Raw genomic sequence first — 25,966 nt, 5'->3', positions numbered from 1 at the left:
ACTATTGAAAATAAGACTGATTATCATGTGTGTTAACTGCTATGAATACCTATATCCATAAAACAGATCAGCGACTCCGGGTGCGTTCTGACTTTATCCGTAATAATCCGCAGCAGATTGAGGAAGACATTAAAAAATTGCAGCAGATGGAAGCGATAGCGGCGGTGAAACACAAAGTCTATGCCGGTTCAGTCGCGGTCCGGTTTGATCATCAGAAAATGACTTGTGAAGCGTTGCTGGAAATTCTGTCCGGTTACGGATGGACTCAGGTTGATCAGAAGCAGTTCTTTATTGAGAATGCCGCGGTGAAAGGGACTAAATCTGTTGCGAAAGGGCTGGTTGCACTGGCATTTACCCGGTTGGTGGTGCCTTCCGTGACGCGCTTGCTTGTCTGAGCCGAAAGATTATTTAAGTTTAAGCCGAAAGATTGTCTAAGCAGAAACGCCCGCACTGCTGCGGGCGTTCGTTGCTCATCCTGATCCGTAAAATGAACGGATCATCTGAATCGGTATCAGTCTGAAATCATTTATTCCATCGCTGCTGCAATTCGCTGCCAGTCAGCCAGTTTGAAATTCTGATTTTGCTGCGTGTAAGTTGCGTTCACGTTATACCCGTCCTGCGCAATGAACAGTCCGGCCGGATACTGTGCTCCCAGATTCAGCGATACCGCATGAATCCCATCCGTTTCACTGGCACCATCCAGCCCGTTTTCATCGTCTGCAATCAGTGCAAAACTGCCCGCGTATTGGTGATTCTGGTTGATATCGTACATCGCATAAGTGTGGTTGCCCTGACTGGATGCGATCAGATACTTCTCTGAACCGTTATTATAAATCGTGATCCCCTCGACATCGGCGACCAGATTTTTACCATCGACCTCGGCTACCAGTTCAGCACTGCTGTCGGCAGATTCAGCGGCAGAGAACTTCCAGATGCCTTTATCTTCTTCACCGACATACAGAGAAGCTGTTTCGGTATCAGCCACACAACCTTCCGGCTGAGACGCGACACTGAATGTCCGCACCACGCTGCCTTCCACCTCTGTGCCGGATACGGAAATCCGCCACTGCTCAATGGAACCGTCTTTACCGTTGACAAAGACATAAGGGGTGCCGTCAGACGACTGATACATACACAGACCGTACACTTCATTTACACCAGACAAAAGTTGCGGGACTTCGCTGCTGACATTCGAACCGACGGCGTTCAGGGCCACAATCGGATCCTGCGTGTCGGTCGCCAGCTGAATTTTATACAGTGCAATGGTATTTTCATCCCGGTTGCTGGCAGCAGCCAGCGCCAGTGTGCCACCCTGTCCGTCAGAGACCGACTGAATCACATCCACATTATTGGGTCTGCCGCTTTTGAGGTATTGCAGTTCAGTCCCATCCAGACTGTAAGCCATCAGGCCGCCTTTTTTATTGGTGGCGATGATCTGACTTTTTTCCGGTGCCTCTGCGTTATACCAGAACGCCGGATCGTCAGCGGCATCACCGCTTTTCGCCACGGGTGCGGTTTCAGCGCTGACTTTCACCAGTGCCACGCCGGACTGGCTCAGATGAGCCGGACTGAGCGGATTTTCCACTGGCATGCTGCTGATCCCGGAAGTCTGATTGAGGGTTGCAAAGCTCAGTGCTTCATAACGGGGCTCATCCAGCTCTGAATTCGCAATCCAGATCCCTTCATCACCGACAGACAGAGATTTAATCTCATCCACACCTTCGGCTGTGATCTGTGCCGCCAGTTGCCATGTCTCACGGTTGTACAGGGTTAAACCTTTATTCTCATCGGCTGCCAGCAGATAACCTTTGCCATCCGCCAGATAAATCAAATCCAGCCCTTCGATTTCACTCAAAGCGCCCAGTGGTTCAATGCTGTCAACCAGACGGCGGGAGTTAATATCTTCCGGCGCTGCGCCATAAGCCCAGACGCCGAGATCCTGCTCTGCGATGTACAGGGTTGAGGTTTCATCATCGACGATACAGGCACTCAGTTCGCCACCGACACTCAGCTTACGCACGGCAACGGGCGCGCCCTGATCGTCGGTCAGCACACTTTTGATTTCACTGCCGTCATATTTGAGCTTGTATTGTGCGGCAATGCCGTCTTCTGTCACGCCGGTTAAAATCAGCTCGCCGCTGGTGGTGTTTTTATACAGACACACGCCTTCAGCCGATAAATCTGTGGTGATAGTGCCTAAATCTTTCAGCTGTACTTCATTCTCATAGCTGATGGCATAAAAGCCAAAGCTGTTGTCGTCGGGCAGGGCAACAGCCAGTAAGTCGACTGAATCGCCGCTGGCAGAAGTCATACCGTAACGGACATCGGCGCCGGTGGGTTCGATACCGGTCAGACGTGTCAGCTCTTCGCCGGAACGGTTATAAACCGCCAGTCCGTCGCCTTCCAGTGTGACCGCCAGAAGGCTTTTTGTTGCATCACTGTCATTGACCCAGTAAGCGGCATCGCCGATATCCTCATAACTGGTTGTTGCGGTGACTGAAGTCACCAGTGATTTTGATGCACTGGTGGTTTGGTCACTGTCTGATGAATGACACCCTGTCAGTAAGGCTGCCGCAATGCAGGTTCCGGCTGCTAAATAACGCATTTTGTTCTCTCCAGAAAATGTTCAGTTAATTTTCAGCAAATGAATGATTCGCAGAGCAAACTAGTTGCGTTTTTTTGCAGAGATGTGACAGTTGTTTTTATCCTGTTTTATAAATCAATAAGTTAGCTGTTTTCATCGCGGCGGGTGAGCTTTTGCGACTAAGACACAGCCAACGCTGCTTCATGGTTTTCCGGCCAAACCATCCTTCTTTTCGCGGCGGTTTTTGTGGCGGAGAGCCGGTTGGGTGAGCTTTTGAGACTTTTTTGCCGGTGGTTCAAATTTGTATCACATAATCTGCGCATAATCGGATGCCAGTCTCAGAAAAACTGAATGGAAGACGAATGAAAAAACGCTGGAATCTGCTTTGTTACCGTCTGGCAGATATGACTTATGCGCTGTCTGTACACCGGCGCTGGTTTATATGGCTGATCGTATTACTGACAGCGCTGGTCACGATGAACTACGCCAATGGTGAAGTGAAATCCCGGGCAGAACTGGACTGGATTGATATCGCCGGGGAAGGCTTATCAGTTCTGATGGTCATGATCTGGCTGATGGTGATTCTGTCGATTCGGGCGCCGGGCCGGACCACCAGCTATTTTGCTGCCGGAATCATCGGGATGATCATTGCTCTGGCGCAGGACTTTATTGATGAGTTCATCCGTTTGCAGACTTACACCATCATCGGCAGCATCATGGAGTATATGTGTTTCGGTCTTGGGCTGATGACCTATGCTTTCTGGCAGTGGCGGCAGGAACAGCAGGCGCTGACCCGTTATCTGCTGCTGCGGCAGAAGATGAACAACAAGAATCCGCTGGTGACCGAAGGTGTACGTTTGCCGGGGGTGGATTACCTGCATCAGGCTTTATTGCAGCAGGTCAAAGCCGCCATCAGCCAGAAGCAACCGCAACGCTGGCGTCAGACCTGGTTGCTGGTGCTGGACATGCAGGATTCAGAGCAGTTTGTACATGAGCGGGGCAGCGGGGAAGCCACACGGCTGAATATCGCCTTGTCGGAGCTGTTACTGATTAGTGTCCGGCCACAGGATCTGGTCTGTCACTATGCTGCACAGCGCTATGTGGTGATGCTGGAAGACACCAGCGAAACGGTCGCTGTCCGGTTGCGCCAGCATCTCCAGCAGCAGCTCAGCCAGTTCTCTTTCTGTACTTCAGCCGGTGAGCTGGCCGCGTTGCAGTGGCAGACCAAACTGGTATCGGGTGGTGAGGTTCGTTCACCACAAAAAGCGGTCCGCCAACTGATTGATACGGCAATGCATTTTCCGCATGAGCCTGCTGACAGTATGCCGCAGTACCGGTGGCAGCATGACCAGTAACACCGGACAACAGCGCCGTGCAGAACGGGATCAAAAGCTGATCCCGGCTGAACATCATCTGGCGTTACTGTTGGATTTAGTCAAAGAACGCGGGCTGAACCTGCACTATGTGCTGCGCCGTACCGGTATTTTTTATGAAGATCTGTTTTCCGGTGAACTGAAAATCAGCCCCCGGCAGTTTGCCCGGCTGGTGTTTAATCTCAGTCAGCTGGAAAATGAACCCTCGCTGAGTTTTGTGTTCGGACAGCGTTTGTTTCCCGGATCGCTGGGAACATCTGCACATTTGCTGACACACGCCCCGACACTGAGAGCATTGCTGGACAATCTCTGCCAGTATGTGCTGACTTTTTTTCCGTTGCTGCAACTGCGGATCCGGGAAACTGAATCGCGCTGTTATTTGCTGGTGGAGGATCCCTTTGGCGAGTCCTTCGCACTCAGTGACAAAAGCAAAACTGCGTATCTGCGCTGGTTAACCGAAAGCCTGTTTACCGCGATCATTTCATTCACCCGCTGGCGGCTGGGTTGTGCTTTGCCATGGCAGGCCGTGGTGCACTGGAAAGCCCCGGACTGGCAGGCGCAGTATCAGATGTACTGGGGAGAAGCCATTCAGTATGCTCAGCAAATCACCGCGCTGTCCCTGCCTTCTCAATGGCTGGACAGGCCATTACCTGACAGCTCTCCGACACTGTATGCACTGGCACAAAGTCAGATGCCGCCGCCAGCTACCGGCATGCTCAGCTGGATTCGTCAGCAATTTCGCGCTGCACCTGCGACGCCGCCCTCACTGGAAGCGCTGGCCCGCCAGACAGAGACAAGCCCGGCGACGCTGAAACGCCATTTAAAAGCCCACCATGCCAGTTATCGTGTTCTGCTTGATGAAGTCCGCCAGCAGCAAGCCGTTTATCTTCGTTCTGTTTATGGCTTTGACGATGAGCGTATCGCTTCAGAGCTGAAATTCTTTGATGTCAGCAACTTCCGCCGCGCACTCAGACGCTGGGCGGCAGGGTGAGCGTTTTTCCGGTGATACTGTCTGGAGCGCATCCCTGTCCGGCAAGGCTTTCCCGGTTCTCAATTCTCTGAAAATCATCCATCCAACCGCAAAAATACGTCAATCATCCCATGGTAATCTGATTGCATAAATTATGCTTTCAAAGGAATACCCTGCAAAAAATAAGGATAAGACGATGATCGTGATTTTTGTACATGGCTGGAGTGTGACAGATACCAACACCTATGGATATCTGCCGGAGGCGATTGCAGCACAGGCTGGCAATTACGGACTGACAGTGGATATCAGGCATATCTGGCTGGGAAAATATATCAGTTTTAATGATACGGTGAATGTGGATGACATTGTCCGGGCATTTGATCATGCGCTGCATGAGCAGATCCCGGATGGAGAAAAGATTGCTGAATTTTCCTGTATCACACACTCAACCGGCGGCCCGGTGGTCCGGGAATGGGTGGAGCGCTACTTTGGCAGCAATGGCTTAACCGATTGTCCGCTCCGACACTTAGTGATGCTTGCGCCGGCCAATCATGGCTCACCACTGGCTGCATTAGGTAAAGAGAGAGTCGGGCGGATCAAAGCCTGGTTTGATGGGGTTGAGCCGGGACAACTGGTGCTGGACTGGTTATCACTGGGCAGCCAGCAGCAGATTGATCTGGCTACTGCCACACTGGATTACCAGCCTGCCGCAGCAGGGTATTTCCCGTTTGTGTTAACCGGCCAGATGATTGACCGGAAATTATATGATTTTGTGAACAGCTATCTGACCGAACCCGGCTCGGACGGTGTGGTGCGGGTTTCCGGTGCCAATATGAACTACAGTATGGTGAAATTTGTGGAATCCGGTGAAAGCGCACCGTTGAAAAAAGAATACTTAAACGAGCTCTTCTATGTGCACCTGTTAAAACAGGAAGGTGAAATGCAGCGGCCGGTGAATGTACCGCTTGGTGTGGTGCCAAGAGCGAGCCATTCCGGGAAATATAAAGGTATTATGCGCAGTGTCACCAGTGAGAAATCGCCTAAAGAACAGGTGAAGGAAATCCTCAAATGTTTTCAGGTCAGTACCGCAGATGAATATCTTCAGCGTGGTTCAGAACTGGAGATACTCACCCAAAAAACGCAGAAGAACAAGCACCGTTATATCACTCTGGTGTTTATTGTCGAAGACGATGAAGGCGTGCCGGTGACTGACTTTGATTTGATTGTGTTAGGAGAGAAAGATGATGATCCGGATGATTTGGCGAAAGGTGTCTTTGTCGACCGGCAGAAGAACGCCGCACACCCGAATCATCTGGTTTATTACGTGGATTACAACAACCTCATCACTAAAAAGCTGACAGGCTTTCGGATCATTGCCCGGCCAAGTCGTTACCGGTTAGTCAACAAGTCTGGTCAACCAGATGATGATTCCGTGTTTGTCGCTAAGCCTGAAAACTGCCTGTCTTATTACCGGCCGGTTGAGTTCCGCGTTGAAAATGACGCGTTTGAGCTGAGACCGAATGAAACGTGTTATATCAACATTGTGTTGCATCGCTGTGTCGATAAAAATGTGTTCCGTTTTGATAGTGCAGAGTCACCGAAAATGCATAAAGAAGGTCTGATTTTGAAAACTGAAACCCGGCAGGATTTCAGGAAAACCAAACCCTCCGGGGATGGTGTGAATTAGGCGCTGGCTGAATCCCGGAGTTTCCGGGATTTTTTTGCCGGGCGGCCGGTATTATTCCCCGCCGTTATCATGACCGATTTCATGGCCCAGCTGTTGCAGATACTGCGTCATCCATGCGGTTCTTATCCGGGCTTCCGCCTTCGCTGAGGCTGTGTTCATGGTACTTTCCAGTAACAGCAGCTTGGTATAGAAGTGATCGATGATATAAGTCCCGTCATCCGGTGAGCGTGACTGACAAAAAGGGTCCTCTGCCAAATAAAGAGAACGCTGTAGCCCGCCACCAACCAGCATCGTCCGTGCGATGCCTATCGCGCCAAGAGAATCCAGCCGGTCGGCATCCTGCACGATCATCGCTTCAAGTGTTTGTGGTTTGACGTTCGCACTAAAGCTGTGAGCCACAATCGCGTGATGGATCGCCTGATGATATTGTGACGGATAACCGGCGCTCGCTAAAAAACTGACGGCTTTATCGGCGGCAATCGCCGAGCTCTGGCTGCGATCCGGGTGATCTTTCGGATAAGCAAAACAGTCATGCAGATAGGCAGCGGGCAGCACCACTTCAGCCTGCGCCTGTTCAGTGTGACATAACTGCCTGGCGGTTTTCACTACCCGCAATACATGGTTGATATCATGGGCGGGGTCCTGTGTCATTTCAGCCTGAATCCATGTTATCAGCTGATTTTCAAAGGTTTCAATAAGATTCAACGGCGACTCCTGAGCGATTTTTGTATCTTCACCGGATTTTAATACAGAGTCAGCTGTTGATAAAACTCAGGGTTATCTTTGATCATTGCCAGCACTTTAGCTGCCAGCCCGGTCGGGTTCCTGCGTCTGCTCTCCCAGCTTTTAATGGTATCAACACTGGTGCCGAGTGCAGCCGCAAACTCAGCCTGAGAGACTTTCAGTTGCGCCCGTATCGCTTTCACATCCGCAATTTCATAGCGGGTAGTTTTTGCCGCTTTTTTCTGCCCTCGTTTGATGGCGGTGGCTTCTTCAAGGGAAGTTTTCAGATCTTCGAAGATGGTCATTGATCTTCTCCTTTTAGTATTTTCACCAGATTTTTCAGCTCGTTTTTTTCGGTTGGTGTTAATGTCTCTTTCTCATTCTTTGGGTATGCCAGTAATAGATATATTTTTTCGGCATGAGCCAGAAAATAGATGACTCGTAAACAGCCACTTTTTCCCCGGTTTCCTGTGGCCATTCTGACTTTACGGAGCCCCCCGGTACCTTGAATTAAAACGCCTTTATCTGGCTGAACGATCAGTTCAATTTGCAGTTTAATCAGTTCATTCTCGGTTGCGAGTAACTTGATTTGCCGGGTAAAAACCGAGGTCTCGACAAACTCGATTGCATGATGCACGTGAGTTCTCCTGTGTGATTTTAGGTGTACAAAGTACATACTTCAAGCACAGTAAATCACATCAGCCATTTTTCCGTTGTTGGGTGAGCTGGAATTGCTTGCCAGTTGGCACAAAACCCATCTTTTCTCATCCTTTAAGTGATTATGCTAATCTGGCAATTCATCAGGGTTTATATTTTTGGGGAAAGCATGGCGTGTTCCCTTACGGACGGGAAACACGCAGCAACATGGGCTTATCAGGGTCAACAGACCCTGAACATAACCGGCTTATAAGCCATTTTTTTGCATCAGTGCTTTATCGATGCCTTTCAGGGCCATATCTTCCATCGCGTAATTGACGACATTCAGCAGGCGTTGCTCACCTGCCGGCACCAGATAACCGAACTGACTTTTCGTGAACGGATTATGGGCACGCACGGCGTCCAGGCGTTTGTCTTTGTGATCATAAAACAGCGCTTCCGGGGTTTCGGTGATCATCACATCCACTTTGCCCGCTGCGACCGCTTCCGGGACATCAAGGTTGTTTTTAAATTTGACGAGCGTGGCATCCGGCAGATATTTCATTGCGAATTTTTCGTTGGTGCCGCCAATGTTGACGCCCACTCTGACTTTCGGCTGGTTCACTTTTTCCAGTGTATCGAACCGGCTGCCAAGACCGCTGGCGACCAGAAAACATTTTCCAAATGTCATATAACCTTGTGAAATATCGGCGATCATCTCACGGTTCATCCGCTTGGTGATCCCGCCCATGGCGATGTCATATTCGCCGTTTTTCAATCCGTCCGTCAGGTGTTTCCAGCTGGTTTGGACAAATTCAACTTTCACGCCCATTTGCTCTGCCAGATGCTGTGCGACATCAATGTCGTAACCGCTGTAGTGGCCATTTTCCAGAAACGTAAATGGTTTGTAATCGCCGGTTGTGCCGACTTTTATCACCCCGCGGTTGACGATCTCTTTGAGCAGGTCAGCCTGAGCAGGCACAGCAAACGCCAACAGTAAAACCGTGAAAAGTGTGGTCAGGGATTTTTTATCCATAGTCATTATTAATGATTCCTTTGTTAATAGTTGTCCTGAGAATCATATCTGCTTTATGGCGCGGAATAAAACCTGTTTTTTACATTCAGAGTGCAAGCTGACGGCACCTTTATTCTGATGCTGTTGCACACCGTTATTCCAACACAAATCAAAGGATCATGTTGCCTGATTGTGACGCTGTTCAGATTTTGTTCAAATTGATCTGGACAGGTTATTGATATATAACTAGGCTGGTATTGAATAAATAACGTTAAGTGAATATATATTCAAGGTGATAAAGATGAAAAATAAAATATTAACAATCAGCATGTTAGCGATCGCCTCAGTTTTTTCGGGGTTCGCTATGGCTGACAATGGCCTGATAGCTATCATTACCCCTTCCCATGACAATCCTTTTTTTAAAGCCGAAGCGATGGGCGCAAAAGCCAAAGCGGAGGCGTTAGGTTATTCAACACTGATTGCATCGCATGACGACGATGCCAACAAACAGGACCAACTGATTACCACCGCCATTGCCCGTAAAGCCAAAGCGATCATTATTGATAATGCCGGTTCTGACGTCACCATCGGCTCGCTGGAGAAAGCGAAAAAAGCCGGTATTCCCTCCTTTTTAATCGATCGTGAAATCAATTTAACCGGTGTCGCGGTTTCCCAGATTGTGTCGAACAACTACCAGGGCGCACAGCTGGGCGCTGAGAAGTTTGTTGAGCTGATGGGTGAAAAAGGGAACTACGTGGAGCTGGTCGGGCGTGAGTCTGATACCAATGCGCATGTTCGCTCTCAGGGATATCACGACATCATTGATGATTATACCGATATGAAAATGGTCGCCCGGCAAACGGCGAACTGGAGTCAAACCGAAGCCTTTACGCGGATGGAATCCATTTTACAGGCGAATCCCGATATTAAAGGGGTGATTTCCGGTAATGACACCATGGCTCTCGGTGCAGAAGCGGCGCTGAAAGCGGCTGGCCGCAGTGATGTGATTGTGGTGGGGTTTGATGGCAGTGATTATGTGCGGGACTCGATTCTTGCTAAAGCAAACATTAAAGCAACCGTGTTACAGCCTGCCTGGGCTCAGGCTCAGATGGCGGTTGAACAGGCGGATAAATATCTCAGAACCGGCAGTACCGGTGAACCAGAGAAGCAACTGATGGATTGTATTCTGATCGATAGCGCCAATGCGGGAAAACTCGATACCTTTGCACTGAAGTAAGGTTGACCGGAGCTGAAGGCAACTTTGGCTCCGATAGTTTTGGTTGTAGCGAAGGATGTTGAACACATGAAAATAGACCATGTACTCAAATTGTCACTGATTCCGCTGTGTTGCCTGGCTTTATGGGGCTGCGATGTGGTGAAGCTGGATCAGCATGGCAAACCCATTATCCCGATGTCTGCTGCAGAGGCCGCCTCGCTGAAGAATATGACGCCAGCCGCGTTAGCAGACAAATTCTGGGATCATATTTTAAGTGAAGCTCAAAAGGTTTCCGGGGCGTTCGGGGAGCAAACCATGAAAGAGGATAGCAGCCGGTTTGTCCGGATTCACGGCATCGTGAACAGTCTTGATGACAGTAAAAAGCGGGCCACGATGACGGTGACCAGTGCTCAGCATCAGGTGGTATTACAAATCGGTCCGATTATCCGGGGGAACTCCATCCGTGATGCAGCCAGCTTTATTCAGTTTGATGATTTTAAAAATCAGGTGCAGTTTGCCCGGTTGTCCAAGGCGTTAAACAAGAAAGCGATGCAACATTTCGTCCGTCCGGATGCGTCGTGGGTTGGCCATCAGGTGGATATTTTAGCTGCTGTAACCCGTAAAAAAGCCGGAATTACGGATGTGATTCCGCTGGAAATGACCAAGAGATAACAGCCATGAATACGAAAAATAAAGACATCATCATGCGTGCTGAGAATATCTCGATGGTGTTTCCCGGCACGAAGGCACTGGACAATGTTTCCTACAATGTTTATCGCGGTGCTGTGAATGTCATCATTGGTGAAAACGGCGCAGGGAAGTCGACCCTGATGAAAATACTGGCCGGTGTTCAGCAGCAGACGCTGGGGCAGCTGTTGATTGAAGGACAGCCGGTGGTGATAGACAGCACCCGGAGTGCAGCGGAGCACGGTATCGGGATGGTGCATCAGGAGCTGAATCTGTCGGATAACCTGACGGTGGCTGAAAATATTTTTCTCGGCAGAGAACTGCAAACAGGACTTGCACCGATCGATAACACAAAACAGTGTGAAGTTGCAGCCCGGTTAATGAAACGGCTCAAGCAGGAGATTGACCCGAATGCACTGGTTTCCGGTTTAAAGGTCGGGCAAAAACAGTTAGTTGAGATTGGCAAAGCGTTGTCAGAAAAAGTCGACATTCTGATTCTGGACGAGCCGACATCAGCCCTGAGTAAAACTGAAGTTGAGATCCTGTTTGATGTCATTCGTGACCTGACGGCGCAGGGGGTTTCGATTATTTATATTTCCCATCGTTTAGAAGAACTGATGGAAATCGGTACGTACATTACGATTTTGCGGGACGGTAAATTTCAGGCTGAAGCCGCGGTTGAAGACATTGATGTATCGTGGATTGTGCGCGAAATGCTGGGCAATGATCCGGTGGCAGACTTTTTACCGGAAAACCGTCAGTACGGCATTAAGGTGCTCGAAGCGGAAGGGATTACGTTAACCAATGAGGCCGAGTCGAATGTGGTGGACGATGTGTCTTTCTTTGTCCGGGAAGGTGAAATTGTCGGCATTTATGGACTGATGGGCGCAGGGCGGACCGAACTATTCGAGTGTCTGGTCGGGAAAGCACAATACGCAGGACGCTTTTCACTGAACGGTAAAATTATCGGTGCAAACACTTCAACGCCGGACCGGATCAAAATGGGCATCGGACTCGTGCCGGAAGATCGCAAGCAGTCCGGAATTTTTCCGGTCAGCTCTGTGGCGACCAATCTGACCATTTCAAGCCTGTGGAAGCGGTTAAAAGGCATTACGATTTCAGAAAAAGATGAAGAAGCTGCCGTGAGCCGGGCGATCAGCGATTTGTCGATCAAAGTCTCGTCTCCCGGTGTTGAAATTCAGGCATTAAGCGGAGGAAATCAGCAAAAAGTTGTCATTGGACGATCATTGCTCAATGAACCCAAAGTGCTGCTGCTCGATGAACCCACACGGGGCATCGATGTCGGGGCCAAAGGGGATGTATTTGAAATGATGGTGAAATTGTCGGAGCAGGGAATTGGTGTTCTGTTTTCCACCTCGGATCTGAAAGAAATTATGTCTGTCTCAGACCGGATTCTGGTGATGTCGAACGGAAAACTGACGGCAAATGTATTGCGCAGGGAAACCACTGAAGAAGAGTTAGTACTGGCAAGTGCTCAGGGATTTTAATGATGAAAACGAAAGCAATAGAGAATATGCCGGCGTCGGCATCACAATTCAATTCAGCCAATATTGGTTTGATTTTACTCAAGCTGAGAACGTTTATTGCGCTGTTTATTATTTTGGGTTTCTTTTCTTTTACGGTGGATGGTTTTCTGGCCCCGGCCAGTCTGATCATCATGATTAAACATATCTCGATTAACGCATTTCTCGCGTTAGGGATCACGTTTGTCATTATTACCGCAGGCATTGATTTATCGATTGGGGCAACGCTGGGTTTTTGCGGCATGGTGGCTGGTTACATGATTTCTCACGGAATCGTGCTGCCCATGTTCGGGATTGCGATTTTCCCCAGTGTCTGGGTCATCGTGCCGGTGGTGCTGGTGGTTGGCGGACTGATTGGCGCGGTGAATGGGGTGATTATCACCCGGTATAACGTGGCACCGTTCATCTGTACGCTGGGAACCATGTATATCATCCGCGGGGCGGCGATGTTGCTCTCCGGTGGTGAGACTTTTCCGGGATTACAGGGCAATCCGCAATTAGGGAATACCGGGTTTGATGTGATTGGAGCCGGTTCTCTGCTGGGGATTCCGTATGCGATCTGGCTGATGTTTATTGTCGCCGGTGTGATTGCGTATGTGGCGAAGAAACTGCCGTTTGGCCGTCATGTTTACTCGATTGGTGACAACGAGCGGGCTGCCGAATTATCCGGTGTGAAAGTGAATAGCGTGAAGGTGTGGGTTTATACCATTTCCGGATTCTGTGCAGCGATTGCCGGAATCGTGGTGACTTCACAACTGGTCGCCAGTCACCCGGCAACCGGGACGGCGTTTGAGATGAATGCGATTGCGGCCGTTGTGCTCGGCGGGACTTCTTTAGCCGGTGGACGTGGCACGGTGACCGGGACGCTGATTGGTGCGTTTGTGATCGGAATTCTGGCCGATGGTCTGGTGATGATGGGGGTGAGTGAATTCTGGCAGATGGTGATTAAAGGTATCGTGATTATTATTGCGGTCATCATTGATCAAATGCAGAGCAAAATGCAGTACAAAGCTGCGATTACGTCGCAGAAGACGGTCGGTTGATACGATATGCGGCGTATAACGAACCGGCTTTTATCTTCATGCACATATTTTTATGTACGTATTTTTATGTACATATCCTCATCTACAAAACAGAGGGCCATATTTTTTGCCCTGATGGAATATATATTCAATAGTGAATATATTGGAGGTTACTATGAATCCTTACTGTTTATCTATCGATGAACTGAAAAAGAAAGCCACCGAAATCCGTAAACGGATTGTGGTCCTGAACGCGGAGAGCCCGGCTGGCGGGCATACGGGGGCTGACTTATCACAAGTCGAAATCGTGACATCACTTTACTTCCGGATCCTGAACTGTGCACCGGACAGAACAGATGATCCGGAGCGTGATGTTTACATTCAGTCGAAAGGCCATGCGGCGGGCGGCTATTACTGCTGTCTGGCTGAGGCGGGCTATTTCCCTGTGGACTGGCTGCCACATTATCAGCATGCAGACTCAAAATTACCCGGTCATCCGGTCAGGCAAAAAACACCGGGCGTTGAGCTTAATACCGGTGCTTTGGGGCATGGTTTGCCTGTGGCCGTCGGGCTGGCTCTGGCGGCAAAAAAATCCGGCAGCAAAAGAAAAATCTATGTGGTGACCGGTGACGGAGAGCTGGCAGAAGGCAGCAACTGGGAAGCGGCTCTGGTAGCGGCACATTACGGCCTGGATAACTTAATCATCATCAATGATAAGAACAAACTTCAGCTGGCGGGTTACACCAAAGACATCATGAAGACCGATCCGCTGGATAAAAAATGGGAAGCGTTCGGGATGCAGGTCACTGAGTGTGATGGCAATGATGTCGGCTCGGTGGTGGATGCGCTGGAAGGCTTGAAGCAAGAGGGAAAACCGAATGTTGTGATTGCGAATACGATCAAAGGTGCGGGTATTTCCTTTATTCAGGGGCGTCCGGAATGGCATCACCGGGTACCGAAAGGTGAAGAAGTGACGCAGGCACTGGAGGAGTTAAGTCATGGCTAATGCAGAGCATTTTGCAAATATTATGGTGGAACGTTTTATCGAAGCGGTCAATCGCGGTGTAGATTTAGTGCCGGTGGTGGCCGACTCAACCTCGACCGCAAAAATTGCCCCTTTCATTGAAGCGTTTCCGGACCGGCTGGTGAATGTCGGGATTGCGGAACAGGCGCTGGTCGGTACGGCTGCCGGGCTGGCGCTGGGCGGTAAAGTCGCGGTGACCTGTAATGCGGCTCCGTTTCTGATTTCCCGTGCGAATGAGCAGGTGAAAGTCGACGTCTGTTACAACAATACCAATGTGAAACTGTTTGGTCTGAACTCGGGTGCCAGCTATGGGCCTTTAGCCAGCACGCACCACAGTATTGATGATATCTCTGTGATGCGGGGATTTGGCAATATTGAGATATACGCACCAGCTTCTCCCAAACAGTGTCGCCAAATCATCGATTATGCGATAGAAAAACAAGGGCCGGTTTATATCCGGATGGACGGAAAACCGCTGCCGGAGATTTTCTCAGACAGTTATCAGTTTGAGCCGGGCCGGGTTGATGTCATCGCTGAAGGGGAAGAAATTGCCCTGATTGGCATGGGATCGGTGATGCATGAAGTGGCAGAAGCCGCCGCGACGCTGAATGCCTCCGGCGTGTCGGCCAAAGCGATTTGTCTTTCGTCAATTCGTCCCTGTGACACGGATGAGCTGGCAAGGCAACTCACCGGTATCCGCTTCGCGGTTACCGTGGAAGAACACAATGTGAACGGCGGTGTCGGCGCGATGGTGGCAGAAGTGATTGCCGAGTTTGATACCGGCACCCGGCTGAAAAGGCTGGGTATTCACGACGGCGCTTATGCGCTGGCTGGCGACCGTCAGTCAATGAGAGCTTATCACGGCATTGATGCAGGAAGTGTTGTTGATACAGCACTGAATCTGTTGAGGGAGAAGTAGTATGGCTCAGCCTTTTATCCTGGCAATTGACGAGGGAACCACAAACGCAAAAGCGATTGCTGTCAGCCAGAGCGGGCAGGTGCTGAGCAAAGGCAGTCAGCCGGTTGAGCTGGTGTATCCTCATCCGGGCTGGGCTGAGCAGGATCCTGAACAGATATGGCAGGCAACGGTCAGCGCCATCAGTGCATGTTTACAGCCTTTAGCGGGTGATGTGCCATCAGGCATTGCGATCAGTAATCAGCGTGAATCGGTATTGATTTGGGAGCGCAGCACGGGGAAAGCCCTGACGCCGCTGGTGAGCTGGCAGTGTCGTCGCTCTGAAGAGATTTGCAGACAGATCGCGCAGAAGCCGGAAGCAGAGCAGGTGAAAGCGTTCACCGGCTCGGTGATTGACCCGCTGTTCCCGGCTACGAAGATTCGCTGGTTACTTGATACGCTGGAACAGGGGACAGAAAGAGCGGTGAAGGGCGAGCTTTGTGCCGGAACGGTGGATAGCTGGCTGGTCTGGAAACTGACGGGCGGTCAGCAATTCGTCACGGATGCGTCGAATGCTTCCCGGTATCAGTTGTTTAATATTCATACTTTCGCCTGGGATTCTCAGCTCCTCGATCTGTATCAAATTCCCCGGCAATGCTTACCTGACGTTTTACCTTCCTGTGGACTGCGCGGCCAGACCAGCGGCTTGTCTGTGTTGCCAGACGGCATTCCTGTGTTGTCTCAGATTGGTGATTCCCATGCGGCTTTGTACGGACAGGGCGGGTTTAATCCCGGCGTGGTGAAAGCGACCTATGGTACAGGCAGCTCACTCATGGTGCGTATTGAAACGCCACCAAAACAGGATTTGGGCGTGAGCACAACGGTCGCATGGGACGATGGAAAGCCTGGTCTGGCAATGGAAGGCAATATCACCCATACCGGGTCCGCGATTCAATTCATTTCCAGAATGCTGGGGATTACAGAAATTGATCAACTCAGCGAGATGGCCTGGTCTGTAAAAGACAGCCGCGAAGTGTTTTTTGTACCGGCACTGGCCGGACTGGGGGCACCTCACTGGGATGCGAATGCCCGCGGATTGATTACAGGTTTAACCGATGCTGCAACACCGGCACATATCGCAAGAGCTGCGTTTGAGTCGGTTGCCTATCAGGTCGCTGATTTACTGTTTGCCATGGAGCAATCGGCAGAGATGACACTGAGTGAGTTGTCTGTCGATGGCGGCCCGACGAAGAATCAGCAACTGATGCAGTTTCAGGCAGATTTATTACAAAAAAGGATCATCAAACGGGATATTGCCGAAGTCTCTGCACTGGGCGCTGCATTTCTTGCCGGCCGTGCGTTGAACTGGTGGCCGGATCATCAGTCTCTGACTGCATTACTGCCTGCCAGTGAAGTCGTGATACCAAATCCTGATGCTGAACAGATCCACCAACATTATAAGCAATGGCAACAAGCCATTCAGCGCGCCCGCTTTCAAGCGAGCCCTTTATCCAATGAATCGAAGAGGTCTTGATGATGAATAATACACTGGAGCAAATTACCCTGGGCGTTCTTTTCGGTAACCGTAACTTTTTTCCCAGCTATCTGGTTGATGATGCAAGGAAAGATGTGCTGACGGTTTTTGAACAGATGGGCATCAAAGCTGTCATGCTGTCTGAGACACAAACTCAGTATGGTGGCGTGGAAACCTATCAGGATGCCAAAGTCGCAGCTGAGTTGCTCAAACAACATAAAGATGAAATTCAGGGCATTTTAGTATGCCTGCCGAACTTTGGTGATGAGAAGGCCATTGCGAATGCGATTCGTCTGTCAGGGCTGGATGTCCCTGTGCTGGTTCAGGCGGAGTCTGACTCGCTGGATAAAATGGGGCTGGCAACCCGGCGGGATAGTTTCTGTGGCAAAATTTCGCTGTGTAATAACCTGCGTCAGTACGGCATTCCCTATTCACTGACAACGCAACATGTGTGCGAAGTGAACAGTGATATCTTCAAACAGGATTTGGCGCAGTTTGAACGGGTGTGCCGGGTAGTGAATAAAATGCGGGGTTGCCGGGTGGGTGCAATCGGTGCCAGACCGGCCAGCTTTAATACGGTTCGTTACAGCGAAAAAATGCTGGAGCGATTGGGCGTTACGGTTGAAACCATCGACTTGTCAGAAATTTTTGCCAGCGTAGATAACATCAAAGACGATGATATCCGGATTGATGAAAAACTGGCATTACTGAAAAATAATGCCGACACGCAGCAGATTGCTGAAGATAAATTGTTGATGATGGCCAAGCTGTTTGTCGTGATCAGCCAGTGGATTTCTGAAAATGATATCCAGACAACGGCGATTCAGTGCTGGACATCGTTGCAGCAAACGTTGGGCGTGAATGTCTGTTCGATCATGAGTGTGATGTCCGGGCAGTTAATTCCGAGCGCCTGTGAAGTGGACGTGATGGGGGCGTTATCTATGTATGCGTTGTCGATGGCTTCTCAGCAACCGGCTTCGATTGCGGACTGGAATAACAACTTTGGTGAATCCCGCGATAAGTGCGTGCTGTTCCACTGCGGTAACTTTGCAACATCGGAGCTGGATAATCCGTTTATGAGTACGGCGGATATTATCGGCACAACGGTGGGATGTGAAAATACCTGCGGTGCGATTAACGGGCGGATGAAATCCGGACCTTTGACTTATTTCCGTTTATCCACGGATGAGTTTGAGGGTGTGGTGAAGTCTTATGTCGGAGAAGGCCGGTTTGTGGATGACGCACTGGATACGGTTGGGTGTCGTGCGGTTGTGCAGGTCAATGAGTTAGAGTCGTTGCTGGCTTATATTTGCAATAACGGCTTTGAGCATCATGTTGCGATGAATCACTCTTCGGTCGGGGATGTACTGTACGAAGCGTTTACCAAATATCTTGGCGTCGCGTGTTATCAACATCAATAATTGATTGAAAAAGCTGGCCGGTTCAGTTCGTAAGCTGGTCAGTTTTTGTCAATGTCATCATTTGTGAACATGCATCTTGAGATCATTTGGGTATATAATGTCGGGCGTTCGGATTCATTGTTTAGGGCAAATTAAGGCAGAGATTTTTGCATGTTAAAAAGAGATGAACAGCGATTACTGGTGAAGATAGCCACGTTGTACTACGACGAAAATAAAAAGCAATCTGATATAGCCAGACAACTGGATCTGTCACAGTCGTTTGTTTCAAGAGCCATTTCCCGCTGTGTCAAAGAAGGGATCGTGAAAATTAGTGTCGTTCAGCCCCCGAATGTATTTCTGAATATTGAAGCTGAATTACAGCGAAAATATAATCTGGCTCAGGCCATTGTGGTTGATGTGCCGGAAAACGCGGATGATGACAGCATTAAGCGGGCGATTGGTTCTGCGGCTGCGCATTATATGCAAACCTCGCTGCCGGCTGATTCTCTGGTCGGTGTGTCGGCTTGGAGTACCACGATTCGGGCGATGGTTGAGCAGCTTCATCCGCTGAATATCAAAGCGAAAGGTGTGGTTCAGCTGCTGGGCGGGGTCGGTGTGAACGGCAATGCTCAGGCATCGATGCTGACGCATTCTCTGGCGCATTTTCTGAATTGCCCGCATCACCTGTTACCTTCCCAGAGTATTGAGCGAACCGTGAAATATAAGAACATGCTGCTGAACACCGAGGAAGTCGATCTGGTGGTTGGTATGTTTGAGCAGGTTGATTTTGCGCTGGTGGGAATTGGTATGCTTGAGCCCTCCAACCTGCTGATTTCTTCAGGGAATTATTACAATGAAGAGATGCTGGAAGAACTGGCAAAACGTGGCGCAGTGGGTGATATTTGCCTGCACTATTATGATGAAAACGGCCAGCCTGTGCTGGATGAAAGTGAAGATCCGGTGATTGGGATGGATCTGAATTTAATCAAAGCGTGTCCGAGAGTGGTCGCATTAGCGGGCGGGATGGATAAACTGGCTGCAATCAAAGGCGCACTGACCGGTGGATATATCGATATCCTGATGATTGATGTGCATACGGCGAAAAAGCTGCTTTGAGATCATTTTGGTATAGTCCCTGAGCTTACCATATCCGGATGTCTCTCAGGAGGGGATCCCTTTGCCTGATTACAATCCTCCGGTTTTGCTGATTTTTGTAGTGAGGCTGGTTTCTTCTTCCGTTGTTTTAAGAATAGATCTTACGGATTTCATTCAATTCAGTTTTCTTTGTCTTTCACTTCTTGAGCGTTTAGTATGCCCAACCTGAATCAATGCATTGAATATAAACAAGGGGCATGATTGTGGGAATGGCGATTGGTATTGCGGGCATCATTATGGCTGCGGTGTGTGGTGTGGCCGGATTGCTCATCAGTCTGTTGGTCGTGAATATCATACGTCGGCCGGCTACAGATCCTCTTTACGATAAAACTGTGATTGTGGTAGTGAGTACGCTGGCTGCCGGAGTGATTGGCGGCATTGGCGGTGTCGTTGTTGTTGCCCGTCTCTTTATGAGTTGAGCACATTCTTTTAGCTAAAAACTGCATACGGAAAAGGAGTAAAGATGTACCAGATTGTGAATTGCAGAGACTATGACGGTGGACTGGAAGAAGCGGTGAGATATATTCACCGTCAATGGGGCTCTGAACGGAACTATGCTTTTTATTACGATGCAATCAGCCACTCCCCACAAGCTCCTGGGGGAATTCCTCAGTTTTACGTGATGCTGGATCGGGAAAAAATTATTGGTTGCTTCGGACTGATTATCAACGATTTTGTCAGTCGTCATGATTTGACGCCCTGGGTGTGTAGTGTGTATGTTGATCCGGCGTACAGGGGAAAGCGACTGATGAATTTGTATTTTGAACATGCGAAAAAAGAGCTGGCAGGCTCTGATTATCAGACAATGTATCTCGTGACGGATCATGATGGTTTGTACGAGAAATTTGGCTGGACCAGAATTGAAGACGGGTATGACTTGAACGGTGATGCGACCCGGATTTACAAGATGCCTGTGAAATAAACCGTCGCTGTAATATTGTCAGCAGTAAAAACTTTGACTGGTGTTTATCTGCAGGATGGATGCAAAAGCCCGCTGTGTGCAGGCTTTTTTATTTTGATATAAATATCGAACCAATTCAGCTGCTTATGGTTTGATTTGCTTCACGTTCACGCGTCATACTCCGCTTCTAAGGCGGCGGCCTTCTGATTTCCCGGCAAAGATGAGAGGTGCTGGTGATATCGGGCCAGGTTTGGATATTTGGACAATTCACCAAGATTTGCCAGCAGTTCAGGAATAAATGACATCATGATATCGGCACCGGTAAGCTTGTCGCCGACTAAATAGGTCTTGCCATCGAGGACCTGATTCAGATATCCCATGACTTTTTCCATCTCTGTTGCAGCATAACCTGACAGAAACTGTGTTTCATTGGGTTCCATAGACAGGAAAATCGTCAGCAACGTTGGCACCATGGCTGAGCTTTCTGCAAAGTGCAGCCAGTGGCGATACGTTGCGTAGTCTTGTGAATCACGCGGCGGTGCTAATTTGTCGGGCGCAAACCGCTCAATCAATGTTTCGGTAATGGCACCAGACTCAGCCAGAACATCGCCATCTTCTTCTATGACCGGGGATTTTCCCAGAGGGTGAATTGCCTTCAGCTCCGGTGGCGCCAGATGAGTTTTTGTATCACGTTGATAGGCCTGAATGTTGTAGTCGACGCCCAGTTCTTCTAATAACCAGATAATACGTTTGGAACGGGATTGGTTTAAGTGATGGAGTGTGATCATCGTTCTTCCTTTGGCTTTTAGCTTTATTAAACTGTGTGATTATACGGCGAGCGTGTGGATTGGAAACCTCTTTCTGGCTTTTGTCGTTATCTGACCATATTCATGAAGCTCCAAACCTTTTGGTGGTTTTACATGAAAAATGCGATTGGTTTGATGGATGATCTGACTCCACCATGCTGGCTTTCTGACTTGTATTGTATAGTCACAGGTTTCCGGAATAAACCATAGGTTATGATCATCAGTGATCGAAGGAAATAAGATATTAGACTCATCAAATGTCATAAAGCAGAAAGGTGTACTTTGCCCGATGTAATGTCCGTTCGCATCGTAAAGTACAATGTAACGCTTATTCATAAGAAACTGGTACAAGCCTGCCGGAGAAGTTGGTGATACCCAGTAAACGCCAACTTTCCATTTTTTATCTTTGCTATAGATATAATATGCGTCATTTTCAGACGGAAAAGACACGGGCGACAAAACCAGCCACCACGAAATAAAAGTCAGCAGTAATAATCCACCAATTGTTTTTATCAGTCGTTTGAAGATAGTCATAACTGGATAATCTCTTTTCCGGGCTGAGGTGGCATCCATAAAATATCAGAAAACACCAGAAAATCACCGCCGCTGTTGTGTTTGTCCTGCCATGCGCGAAAATCGTGATTGGAAACGGGTAGGTGCATACCCGGAAAACTTACAGCTTTAATCATAGAACTCACCCGTGACCTAAATTGCTGGTAAGAGATTATTTTTAGTCTCATATGAATTTATTTATACACTTTGTTTCATTTTATTTGTATGATGAGATGTTGTGGCGGGGAATTGTCTGATTTTATTGAATGGTTTGTTTTTCAAGCATGGTTGATTGGCTTTCTTGCTAATTCGAATCATATTTTTCTGATTGCAGAGTATGAATCAGCCGTTGTGCTATTGTTTCAAATCAGTCAGAAATACTTTGGCCTGGCACCACAAACCGTCAAAGGAAAGTCCGGCATCATGCCATGATGGCTTTACACTTTACAACCAGTGAGTACCTCAGTAAGTCTTCTGATACGGATTAATTCCGTCCCTTCCTCCCTCCGGCGTATTTATTTCCCGTCACTCAGTGATTCAACGGGTTAGCCCGTCACGGGCTTTTATCAGGCGGGATGCGCTCTGTTTTATAAAGTGTGTATGAATAATCAATAAAGGAGAACATATACATGGCACATGTGGCCTGGCTGACCCTGAAGGGGGCAAAGCAGGGGCTGATTTCTGGTGGCTGTAATACCAAAGACTCGATGGGCAACCGATATCAGGAAACGCATACCGATCAAATCACGGTGCTGGCCTGTCACTATTCTCTGTCTAAACTGCCGAATCAACACGGAGTGCATCACGATGGCATTCAGATCACCAAGCCCAAAGACAAAGCATCACCACTGTTGGCGACAGCGTTTGCCAGGAAGGAATATCTTGAGGGTAGCATTGATTTTTACCGGACGAATGATCGCGGTCATTACGAGCGGTTTTATTCGGTGGCATTTCAGAAAGCTGTCATTTGTGAAGTGACAGACATGTCACCACATGCAGTACACAGTCCCGGCGAAGATATGCATGAGATGATCACTTTCCGGTACAAAGGGGTACAGTGGGAACATTTTCCGTGTGGCACACTGGCTTATGATGGCTGGACTGATGCGAACAGCCTTGCAGCCATGGCACCGCCACTAAGCACAGCGGAGCGCTATGCAGAGCAGATAAAGGAGATGGTTCAGGCAGAAAAAACGGCGGAACGACAGGCGGCAAAAGCACAGCAGAGCTGGCAGAAAAGCGTCCTGCCGGAAAAACCGGAAACAGAAGAGGAAAAAAAAACTGTACCGCAGCGCTTTGCCCGTTCGGTGACGGTGCCGGACGGAACCTGTGAGGTTGGCATGCAGCGGGAATCCCTGTCCGGTATCGGGCTGTATGCTGCATACGCACTGGCGATAGAACGCACCGGGGAACAGGTGCTCTCCAGAGTTGCAGGTCAGGCACTGGCAGAACTGCCGGGTATGATGATGAAAGTGCTTGGCCGGGCAGGCATACTTGCAGCGCTGGCACCCACCAAAATGGGAGATGGGACACTTTATACAGAAGACGAGATCCGGCAACAGGACATGGTGAAAACAAATATCCGTCTGGGCTTTGATGCTTCCGGCCAGTTATATGGCTATCATGTTGACGGTGACAGTATTCCCAAACGCACGGTGACACAAAACGGCGATAAGTTTGAAGTCACACTGGAAGAAGGGCTCACGATTGAGTGGGTGCCGCTTTCGGGTGATTTTGGTGGTCAACCGATTCTGGTGAACCCGATCCCGGAACTTGAGTCACATGATATCTGGATACATCCACAGGCGGATCAGGGTAAAGAGTTTGAGAAGACTTATATCACCCCGGTTGCTGATGCGGATTTGAAAGATTATATTCTGGTTTTTCCGGCAGATACCGGGCTACCACCGCTGTATGTGGTCTTTAAAGGCAGTGCCAGAGATGAACCCGGCGTTGTGACTGGTCAGGGTGAAGATATGACGGGGATCTGGCTGGAAAAAGCCGGTGAAGAACTGGGTTCGCCGGTTCCGTCACAGATTGCGGATAAGCTCAGAGGACAACGGTTCAGTAGCTTTGATAAGTTCAGAAAGGCGTTCTGGCTGGCCGTTTCGGAAGATAGACAACTCAAAACACAATTCATTGGAAACAATATAGACCGAATGAGTAAAGGATATGCTCCGAGAGCCAGAAAAAAGGATTCTGTAGGAAAAAGACAGTCGTTTGAAATTCATCATGTAGAAGAGATTCAACATGGCGGCAAAGTTTATGATGTAGATAACTTGCGAGTATTAACCCCTCAAAGACATATAGATATTCATAAGGGTAATAAATGAGTTTTAAAAAACAAACACTAGAAAAATATACACAATCTGAGTTTACCGATCTTCTGAGAAAAATATGTAAAGCGGATACAAATACAGAAGAAGAACTCGACTTACTGATTGAGCATTTTGAAGAAATCACAGAACATCCTGATGGCTCAGATTTAATTTACTATCCGGATGATCCGGCAGATGCGACGCCAGAGCGGATTGTTGAAATCGTGAAGGAGTGGCGGCTTTCTCAGGGCTTACCATGCTTTAAAGATTAAGACTGAACAGTCTGTATAAAATCCCCGGTTTACGGGGATTTATGCTTTCCGCTTCGACGGTCAGCTAATGGTGAAACGGCTACAGTTTTCAAAGAATGGGTTAAGCGCGGTCAGTGACAACAGCACTTATGAAAAATGGGAACTGACCAAAGATGAGATCATGAGTAATGATTTTGAGATTATTAGTGAGGTGGTTTGGTCTGGGCAGAGGATGTGAGTAGTTTTGTTATGAGACGTTTGAGGCTTAAATCCTAAAGCATATGAATATATTCTTTTGTGATTTTATCCCATGGATAGGCGTTCATTGCTAACGGCGTTTAGGCAGTGCTTTACTGCTTCCTTAGTTGCGTCATATTTATCAATAATCCCTTATTTGTTTCTGACCCGCTGAAAGTCTGACACTACGTGGATTGTGGGGAAAGATTAAATCACTCTCTTTTGGCTGTTTCATCACGATATCAAACGCGCCACCCAGCAAAGGTACAATCATATGATTGCCTTGTTTCGTGCGTGGATCTTTCCGGTTTCTTACCCTGAATCTCCTATTTGTCCCACCCTCACCAGATATGTATAATCCGCGTTCAAATAAAGACCACTGCTCTGATACTGCCATAGTGAAATATTTGCTAAGGTGTTGAAAAATATACAGGTATATCAAATATGTTCTCAGCAAGCCGCTTTTCTGTTGCCCCGATGTTGGACTGGACTGATCGACACTGTCGCTATTTCCATCGTCTGCTTTCTTCCCAAACATTGCTGTATACCGAAATGATCACAACCGGCGCGATTATTCATGGCCGGGGGGATTTTCTGAAGTATAACGAGGAAGAACATCCGGTGGCGTTGCAGCTTGGCGGCTCGAATCCGCAGGATCTGGCGGTGTGTGCGAAGCTGGCGCAGGAGCGGGGATACGATGAGGTGAACCTGAATGTCGGTTGTCCGTCTGATCGGGTGCAGAATGGCCGCTTTGGCGCTTGCCTGATGGCGGAGCCACAACTGGTTGCTGAATGCGTTGCAGCAATGAAGGCGGTGGTCGATATTCCTGTGACGGTGAAAACCCGCATTGGGATTGATGAACAGGATTCGTACGAATTCTTAACTGACTTTGTTACCATCGTTTCTGAACAGGGCGGTTGTGAGCAGTTTACTATTCATGCGCGGAAAGCTTGGCTGAGTGGTTTAAGCCCGAAGGAAAACCGCGAAATTCCGCCGCTGGATTACCCGCGGGCGTATCAGATTAAGCAGGATTTTCCCCATCTGAATATTGCGGTCAATGGTGGTGTCAAAACTCTGGCAGATGTCAAAAATCATTTAGAGCACCTCGATGGTGTGATGGTGGGCCGCGAAGCGTATCAGAATCCTTATCTGCTGGCGGAAGTGGATCAACAGATCTTCGGGCTGGAGACACCAGTGAAGAAGCGCTCGGAAGTGGTTGAAGCCATGTATCCTTATATTGAAGCGCAATTAGCGAACGGTGCGTATCTGGGGCATATTTCCCGCCATATGATCGGCCTGTTCCAGAACATGCCGGGGGCACGACAGTGGCGGCGGTATATCAGTGAAAATGCGCATAAACCCGGCGCAGGGATTGAAGTATTGCAAACGGCCCTGAAGAAAATTCCTGCCGAATTAGACGTGTGAAATTGACTAAG

The 25,966-nt window shown here is 48.9% G+C and carries 27 protein-coding genes and 2 pseudogenes; 20 read left to right on the top strand and 9 right to left on the bottom strand.

Going from position 1 to position 25,966, the window contains the following annotated elements:
• Window positions 1-29 precede the first annotated feature (29 nt).
• Window positions 30-395 (top strand): HMA2 domain-containing protein, encoded by a 366-nt coding sequence (locus OCV29_RS15585; RefSeq protein ID WP_245796870.1) that lies wholly within the window; start codon window positions 30-32, stop codon window positions 393-395.
• Window positions 396-526: 131 nt separating this feature from the next.
• On the opposite strand, the gene OCV29_RS15580 is transcribed toward OCV29_RS15585, so the two are convergent.
• Window positions 527-2,605, bottom strand: a complete 2,079-nt coding sequence (locus OCV29_RS15580; protein WP_073604138.1) for a phytase — start codon at window positions 2,603-2,605, stop codon at window positions 527-529.
• A gap of 341 nt (window positions 2,606-2,946) precedes the next feature.
• On the opposite strand from OCV29_RS15580, the gene OCV29_RS15575 reads away from it, so the two are divergent.
• The 3 genes from OCV29_RS15575 (at window position 2,947) to OCV29_RS15565 (ending at window position 6,614) form a co-directional block, all read left to right on the top strand.
• Window positions 2,947-3,939, top strand: coding sequence for a diguanylate cyclase domain-containing protein (locus OCV29_RS15575; protein WP_073604137.1), 993 nt, complete (start codon window positions 2,947-2,949; stop codon window positions 3,937-3,939).
• Window positions 3,929-4,948, top strand: a complete 1,020-nt coding sequence (locus tag OCV29_RS15570) for an AraC family transcriptional regulator (RefSeq protein WP_073604136.1) — start codon at window positions 3,929-3,931, stop codon at window positions 4,946-4,948. Before OCV29_RS15575 ends, OCV29_RS15570 begins: the two co-directional genes overlap by 11 nt.
• A gap of 175 nt (window positions 4,949-5,123) precedes the next feature.
• Window positions 5,124-6,614: an esterase/lipase family protein gene (locus OCV29_RS15565; protein ID WP_073604135.1), complete on the top strand. Its 1,491-nt coding sequence runs from the start codon at window positions 5,124-5,126 to the stop codon at window positions 6,612-6,614.
• A 51-nt stretch (window positions 6,615-6,665) separates the two neighbouring features.
• Here OCV29_RS15565 and OCV29_RS15560 read toward each other — a convergent pair whose 3' ends face one another.
• The 4 genes from OCV29_RS15560 to OCV29_RS15545 form a co-directional block, all read right to left on the bottom strand.
• The gene (locus tag OCV29_RS15560) at window positions 6,666-7,265 is read right to left on the bottom strand and encodes an HD domain-containing protein (protein ID WP_073604178.1); all 600 of its coding nucleotides are present in this window, start codon (window positions 7,263-7,265) and stop codon (window positions 6,666-6,668) included.
• Window positions 7,266-7,357: 92 nt separating this feature from the next.
• A complete protein-coding gene (gene nadS, locus OCV29_RS15555) occupies window positions 7,358-7,642 on the bottom strand; it encodes a NadS family protein (protein ID WP_073604134.1) in 285 nt (94 codons plus the stop codon).
• Window positions 7,639-7,974, bottom strand: coding sequence for a type II toxin-antitoxin system RelE/ParE family toxin (locus OCV29_RS15550; RefSeq protein WP_261887339.1), 336 nt, complete (start codon window positions 7,972-7,974; stop codon window positions 7,639-7,641). The genes nadS and OCV29_RS15550 overlap by 4 nt, the downstream gene beginning before the upstream one ends.
• A 267-nt stretch (window positions 7,975-8,241) precedes the next feature.
• A complete protein-coding gene (locus OCV29_RS15545) occupies window positions 8,242-9,009 on the bottom strand; it encodes a transporter substrate-binding domain-containing protein (protein WP_073604177.1) in 768 nt (255 codons plus the stop codon).
• A gap of 280 nt (window positions 9,010-9,289) precedes the next feature.
• On the opposite strand from OCV29_RS15545, the gene OCV29_RS15540 reads away from it, so the two are divergent.
• From OCV29_RS15540 to OCV29_RS15490, 11 genes are all read left to right on the top strand, one after another.
• Window positions 9,290-10,225: a D-ribose ABC transporter substrate-binding protein gene (locus OCV29_RS15540; RefSeq protein WP_073604133.1), complete on the top strand. Its 936-nt coding sequence runs from the start codon at window positions 9,290-9,292 to the stop codon at window positions 10,223-10,225.
• A gap of 66 nt (window positions 10,226-10,291) precedes the next feature.
• Window positions 10,292-10,876, top strand: coding sequence for a DUF2291 family protein (locus tag OCV29_RS15535; RefSeq protein WP_073604132.1), 585 nt, complete (start codon window positions 10,292-10,294; stop codon window positions 10,874-10,876).
• Window positions 10,877-10,881: 5 nt separating this feature from the next.
• Window positions 10,882-12,399: a sugar ABC transporter ATP-binding protein gene (locus tag OCV29_RS15530; protein ID WP_073604131.1), complete on the top strand. Its 1,518-nt coding sequence runs from the start codon at window positions 10,882-10,884 to the stop codon at window positions 12,397-12,399.
• Window positions 12,399-13,478 (top strand): ABC transporter permease, encoded by a 1,080-nt coding sequence (locus OCV29_RS15525; protein WP_217653301.1) that lies wholly within the window; start codon window positions 12,399-12,401, stop codon window positions 13,476-13,478. The genes OCV29_RS15530 and OCV29_RS15525 overlap by 1 nt, the downstream gene beginning before the upstream one ends.
• 154 nt (window positions 13,479-13,632) lie before the next feature.
• Entirely contained in the window at window positions 13,633-14,463 is an 831-nt protein-coding gene (locus OCV29_RS15520) for a transketolase (protein WP_073603604.1), read from the top strand.
• On the top strand, window positions 14,456-15,400 hold the full coding sequence (locus OCV29_RS15515) for a transketolase family protein (protein WP_073603605.1): 945 nt from the start codon (window positions 14,456-14,458) through the stop codon (window positions 15,398-15,400). Before OCV29_RS15520 ends, OCV29_RS15515 begins: the two co-directional genes overlap by 8 nt.
• Before the next feature lies 1 nt (window position 15,401).
• Window positions 15,402-16,910: an FGGY family carbohydrate kinase gene (locus OCV29_RS15510; RefSeq protein ID WP_073603606.1), complete on the top strand. Its 1,509-nt coding sequence runs from the start codon at window positions 15,402-15,404 to the stop codon at window positions 16,908-16,910.
• The gene (locus OCV29_RS15505; protein ID WP_217653295.1) at window positions 16,910-18,331 is read left to right on the top strand and encodes an L-fucose/L-arabinose isomerase family protein; all 1,422 of its coding nucleotides are present in this window, start codon (window positions 16,910-16,912) and stop codon (window positions 18,329-18,331) included. The genes OCV29_RS15510 and OCV29_RS15505 overlap by 1 nt, the downstream gene beginning before the upstream one ends.
• Window positions 18,332-18,481: 150 nt before the next feature.
• Window positions 18,482-19,426, top strand: a complete 945-nt coding sequence (locus OCV29_RS15500) for a sugar-binding transcriptional regulator (protein ID WP_073603607.1) — start codon at window positions 18,482-18,484, stop codon at window positions 19,424-19,426.
• Window positions 19,427-19,668: 242 nt separating this feature from the next.
• Window positions 19,669-19,884, top strand: coding sequence for a hypothetical protein (locus OCV29_RS15495; RefSeq protein ID WP_139281570.1), 216 nt, complete (start codon window positions 19,669-19,671; stop codon window positions 19,882-19,884).
• 44 nt (window positions 19,885-19,928) lie between these two features.
• A complete protein-coding gene (locus tag OCV29_RS15490; RefSeq protein ID WP_073603609.1) occupies window positions 19,929-20,387 on the top strand; it encodes a GNAT family N-acetyltransferase in 459 nt (152 codons plus the stop codon).
• 146 nt (window positions 20,388-20,533) lie between these two features.
• On the opposite strand, the gene OCV29_RS15485 is transcribed toward OCV29_RS15490, so the two are convergent.
• Genes OCV29_RS15485 through OCV29_RS15475 form a run of 3 tightly spaced genes read right to left on the bottom strand, consistent with a single transcriptional unit; the run spans window position 20,534 to window position 21,861 of the window.
• Window positions 20,534-21,154, bottom strand: coding sequence for a glutathione S-transferase family protein (locus tag OCV29_RS15485; RefSeq protein WP_073603610.1), 621 nt, complete (start codon window positions 21,152-21,154; stop codon window positions 20,534-20,536).
• A gap of 39 nt (window positions 21,155-21,193) precedes the next feature.
• On the bottom strand, window positions 21,194-21,706 hold the full coding sequence (locus OCV29_RS15480; protein WP_073603611.1) for a DUF6201 family protein: 513 nt from the start codon (window positions 21,704-21,706) through the stop codon (window positions 21,194-21,196).
• Window positions 21,703-21,861 (bottom strand): DUF6402 family protein, encoded by a 159-nt coding sequence (locus OCV29_RS15475; RefSeq protein ID WP_175561535.1) that lies wholly within the window; start codon window positions 21,859-21,861, stop codon window positions 21,703-21,705. The genes OCV29_RS15480 and OCV29_RS15475 overlap by 4 nt, the downstream gene beginning before the upstream one ends.
• Window positions 21,862-21,973: 112 nt before the next feature.
• Here OCV29_RS15475 and OCV29_RS15470 point away from each other — a divergent pair, with 112 nt between their 5' ends.
• The 4 genes and pseudogenes from OCV29_RS15470 to OCV29_RS15455 all read left to right on the top strand — a co-directional run.
• Complete coding sequence (locus OCV29_RS15470; RefSeq protein ID WP_139281571.1) at window positions 21,974-22,156, top strand: hypothetical protein; 183 nt, start codon at window positions 21,974-21,976, stop codon at window positions 22,154-22,156.
• A 197-nt stretch (window positions 22,157-22,353) separates the two neighbouring features.
• The gene (gene tssD, locus OCV29_RS15465) at window positions 22,354-24,057 is read left to right on the top strand and encodes a type VI secretion system tube protein TssD (protein ID WP_073603613.1); all 1,704 of its coding nucleotides are present in this window, start codon (window positions 22,354-22,356) and stop codon (window positions 24,055-24,057) included.
• Entirely contained in the window at window positions 24,054-24,314 is a 261-nt protein-coding gene (locus OCV29_RS15460; RefSeq protein ID WP_073603614.1) for a bacteriocin immunity protein, read from the top strand. The genes tssD and OCV29_RS15460 overlap by 4 nt, the downstream gene beginning before the upstream one ends.
• A 34-nt stretch (window positions 24,315-24,348) precedes the next feature.
• Window positions 24,349-24,531: pseudogene (locus OCV29_RS15455) on the top strand (S24 family peptidase); the annotation flags it as partial.
• Window positions 24,532-24,678: 147 nt separating this feature from the next.
• Here the strand turns inward: OCV29_RS15455 and OCV29_RS15450 are convergent.
• A pseudogene (locus OCV29_RS15450) lies at window positions 24,679-24,846 on the bottom strand (site-specific integrase); the annotation flags it as partial.
• Window positions 24,847-24,974: 128 nt separating this feature from the next.
• On the opposite strand from OCV29_RS15450, the gene dusA reads away from it, so the two are divergent.
• Window positions 24,975-25,955, top strand: a complete 981-nt coding sequence (gene dusA, locus OCV29_RS15445) for a tRNA dihydrouridine(20/20a) synthase DusA (RefSeq protein WP_073603616.1) — start codon at window positions 24,975-24,977, stop codon at window positions 25,953-25,955.
• Window positions 25,956-25,966: the final 11 nt, after the last annotated feature.

The organism is Vibrio aerogenes (assembly GCF_024346755.1).
Classification (GTDB): domain Bacteria; phylum Pseudomonadota; class Gammaproteobacteria; order Enterobacterales; family Vibrionaceae; genus Vibrio; species Vibrio aerogenes.
The sequence above is the reverse complement of the archived record's forward strand: the minus strand, read 5'-3'. Positions and strand labels throughout refer to the sequence as shown.

Coding starts and splice junctions, on each gene's coding strand:
- OCV29_RS15580 (WP_073604138.1), bottom strand. CDS start 2,605: ATGCGTTATTTAGCAGCCGGAACCTGCATTGCGGCAGCCTTACTGACA.
- OCV29_RS15575 (WP_073604137.1), top strand. CDS start 2,947: ATGAAAAAACGCTGGAATCTGCTTTGTTACCGTCTGGCAGATATGACT.
- OCV29_RS15570 (WP_073604136.1), top strand. CDS start 3,929: ATGACCAGTAACACCGGACAACAGCGCCGTGCAGAACGGGATCAAAAG.
- OCV29_RS15565 (WP_073604135.1), top strand. CDS start 5,124: ATGATCGTGATTTTTGTACATGGCTGGAGTGTGACAGATACCAACACC.
- OCV29_RS15560 (WP_073604178.1), bottom strand. CDS start 7,265: ATGACACAGGACCCCGCCCATGATATCAACCATGTATTGCGGGTAGTG.
- nadS (WP_073604134.1), bottom strand. CDS start 7,642: ATGACCATCTTCGAAGATCTGAAAACTTCCCTTGAAGAAGCCACCGCC.
- OCV29_RS15545 (WP_073604177.1), bottom strand. CDS start 9,009: ATGGATAAAAAATCCCTGACCACACTTTTCACGGTTTTACTGTTGGCG.
- OCV29_RS15540 (WP_073604133.1), top strand. CDS start 9,290: ATGAAAAATAAAATATTAACAATCAGCATGTTAGCGATCGCCTCAGTT.
- OCV29_RS15535 (WP_073604132.1), top strand. CDS start 10,292: ATGAAAATAGACCATGTACTCAAATTGTCACTGATTCCGCTGTGTTGC.
- OCV29_RS15530 (WP_073604131.1), top strand. CDS start 10,882: ATGAATACGAAAAATAAAGACATCATCATGCGTGCTGAGAATATCTCG.
- OCV29_RS15525 (WP_217653301.1), top strand. CDS start 12,399: ATGATGAAAACGAAAGCAATAGAGAATATGCCGGCGTCGGCATCACAA.
- OCV29_RS15520 (WP_073603604.1), top strand. CDS start 13,633: ATGAATCCTTACTGTTTATCTATCGATGAACTGAAAAAGAAAGCCACC.
- OCV29_RS15515 (WP_073603605.1), top strand. CDS start 14,456: ATGGCTAATGCAGAGCATTTTGCAAATATTATGGTGGAACGTTTTATC.
- OCV29_RS15510 (WP_073603606.1), top strand. CDS start 15,402: ATGGCTCAGCCTTTTATCCTGGCAATTGACGAGGGAACCACAAACGCA.
- OCV29_RS15505 (WP_217653295.1), top strand. CDS start 16,910: ATGATGAATAATACACTGGAGCAAATTACCCTGGGCGTTCTTTTCGGT.
- OCV29_RS15500 (WP_073603607.1), top strand. CDS start 18,482: ATGTTAAAAAGAGATGAACAGCGATTACTGGTGAAGATAGCCACGTTG.
- OCV29_RS15490 (WP_073603609.1), top strand. CDS start 19,929: ATGTACCAGATTGTGAATTGCAGAGACTATGACGGTGGACTGGAAGAA.
- OCV29_RS15485 (WP_073603610.1), bottom strand. CDS start 21,154: ATGATCACACTCCATCACTTAAACCAATCCCGTTCCAAACGTATTATC.
- OCV29_RS15480 (WP_073603611.1), bottom strand. CDS start 21,706: ATGACTATCTTCAAACGACTGATAAAAACAATTGGTGGATTATTACTG.
- OCV29_RS15475 (WP_175561535.1), bottom strand. CDS start 21,861: ATGATTAAAGCTGTAAGTTTTCCGGGTATGCACCTACCCGTTTCCAAT.
- tssD (WP_073603613.1), top strand. CDS start 22,354: ATGGCACATGTGGCCTGGCTGACCCTGAAGGGGGCAAAGCAGGGGCTG.
- OCV29_RS15460 (WP_073603614.1), top strand. CDS start 24,054: ATGAGTTTTAAAAAACAAACACTAGAAAAATATACACAATCTGAGTTT.
- dusA (WP_073603616.1), top strand. CDS start 24,975: ATGTTCTCAGCAAGCCGCTTTTCTGTTGCCCCGATGTTGGACTGGACT.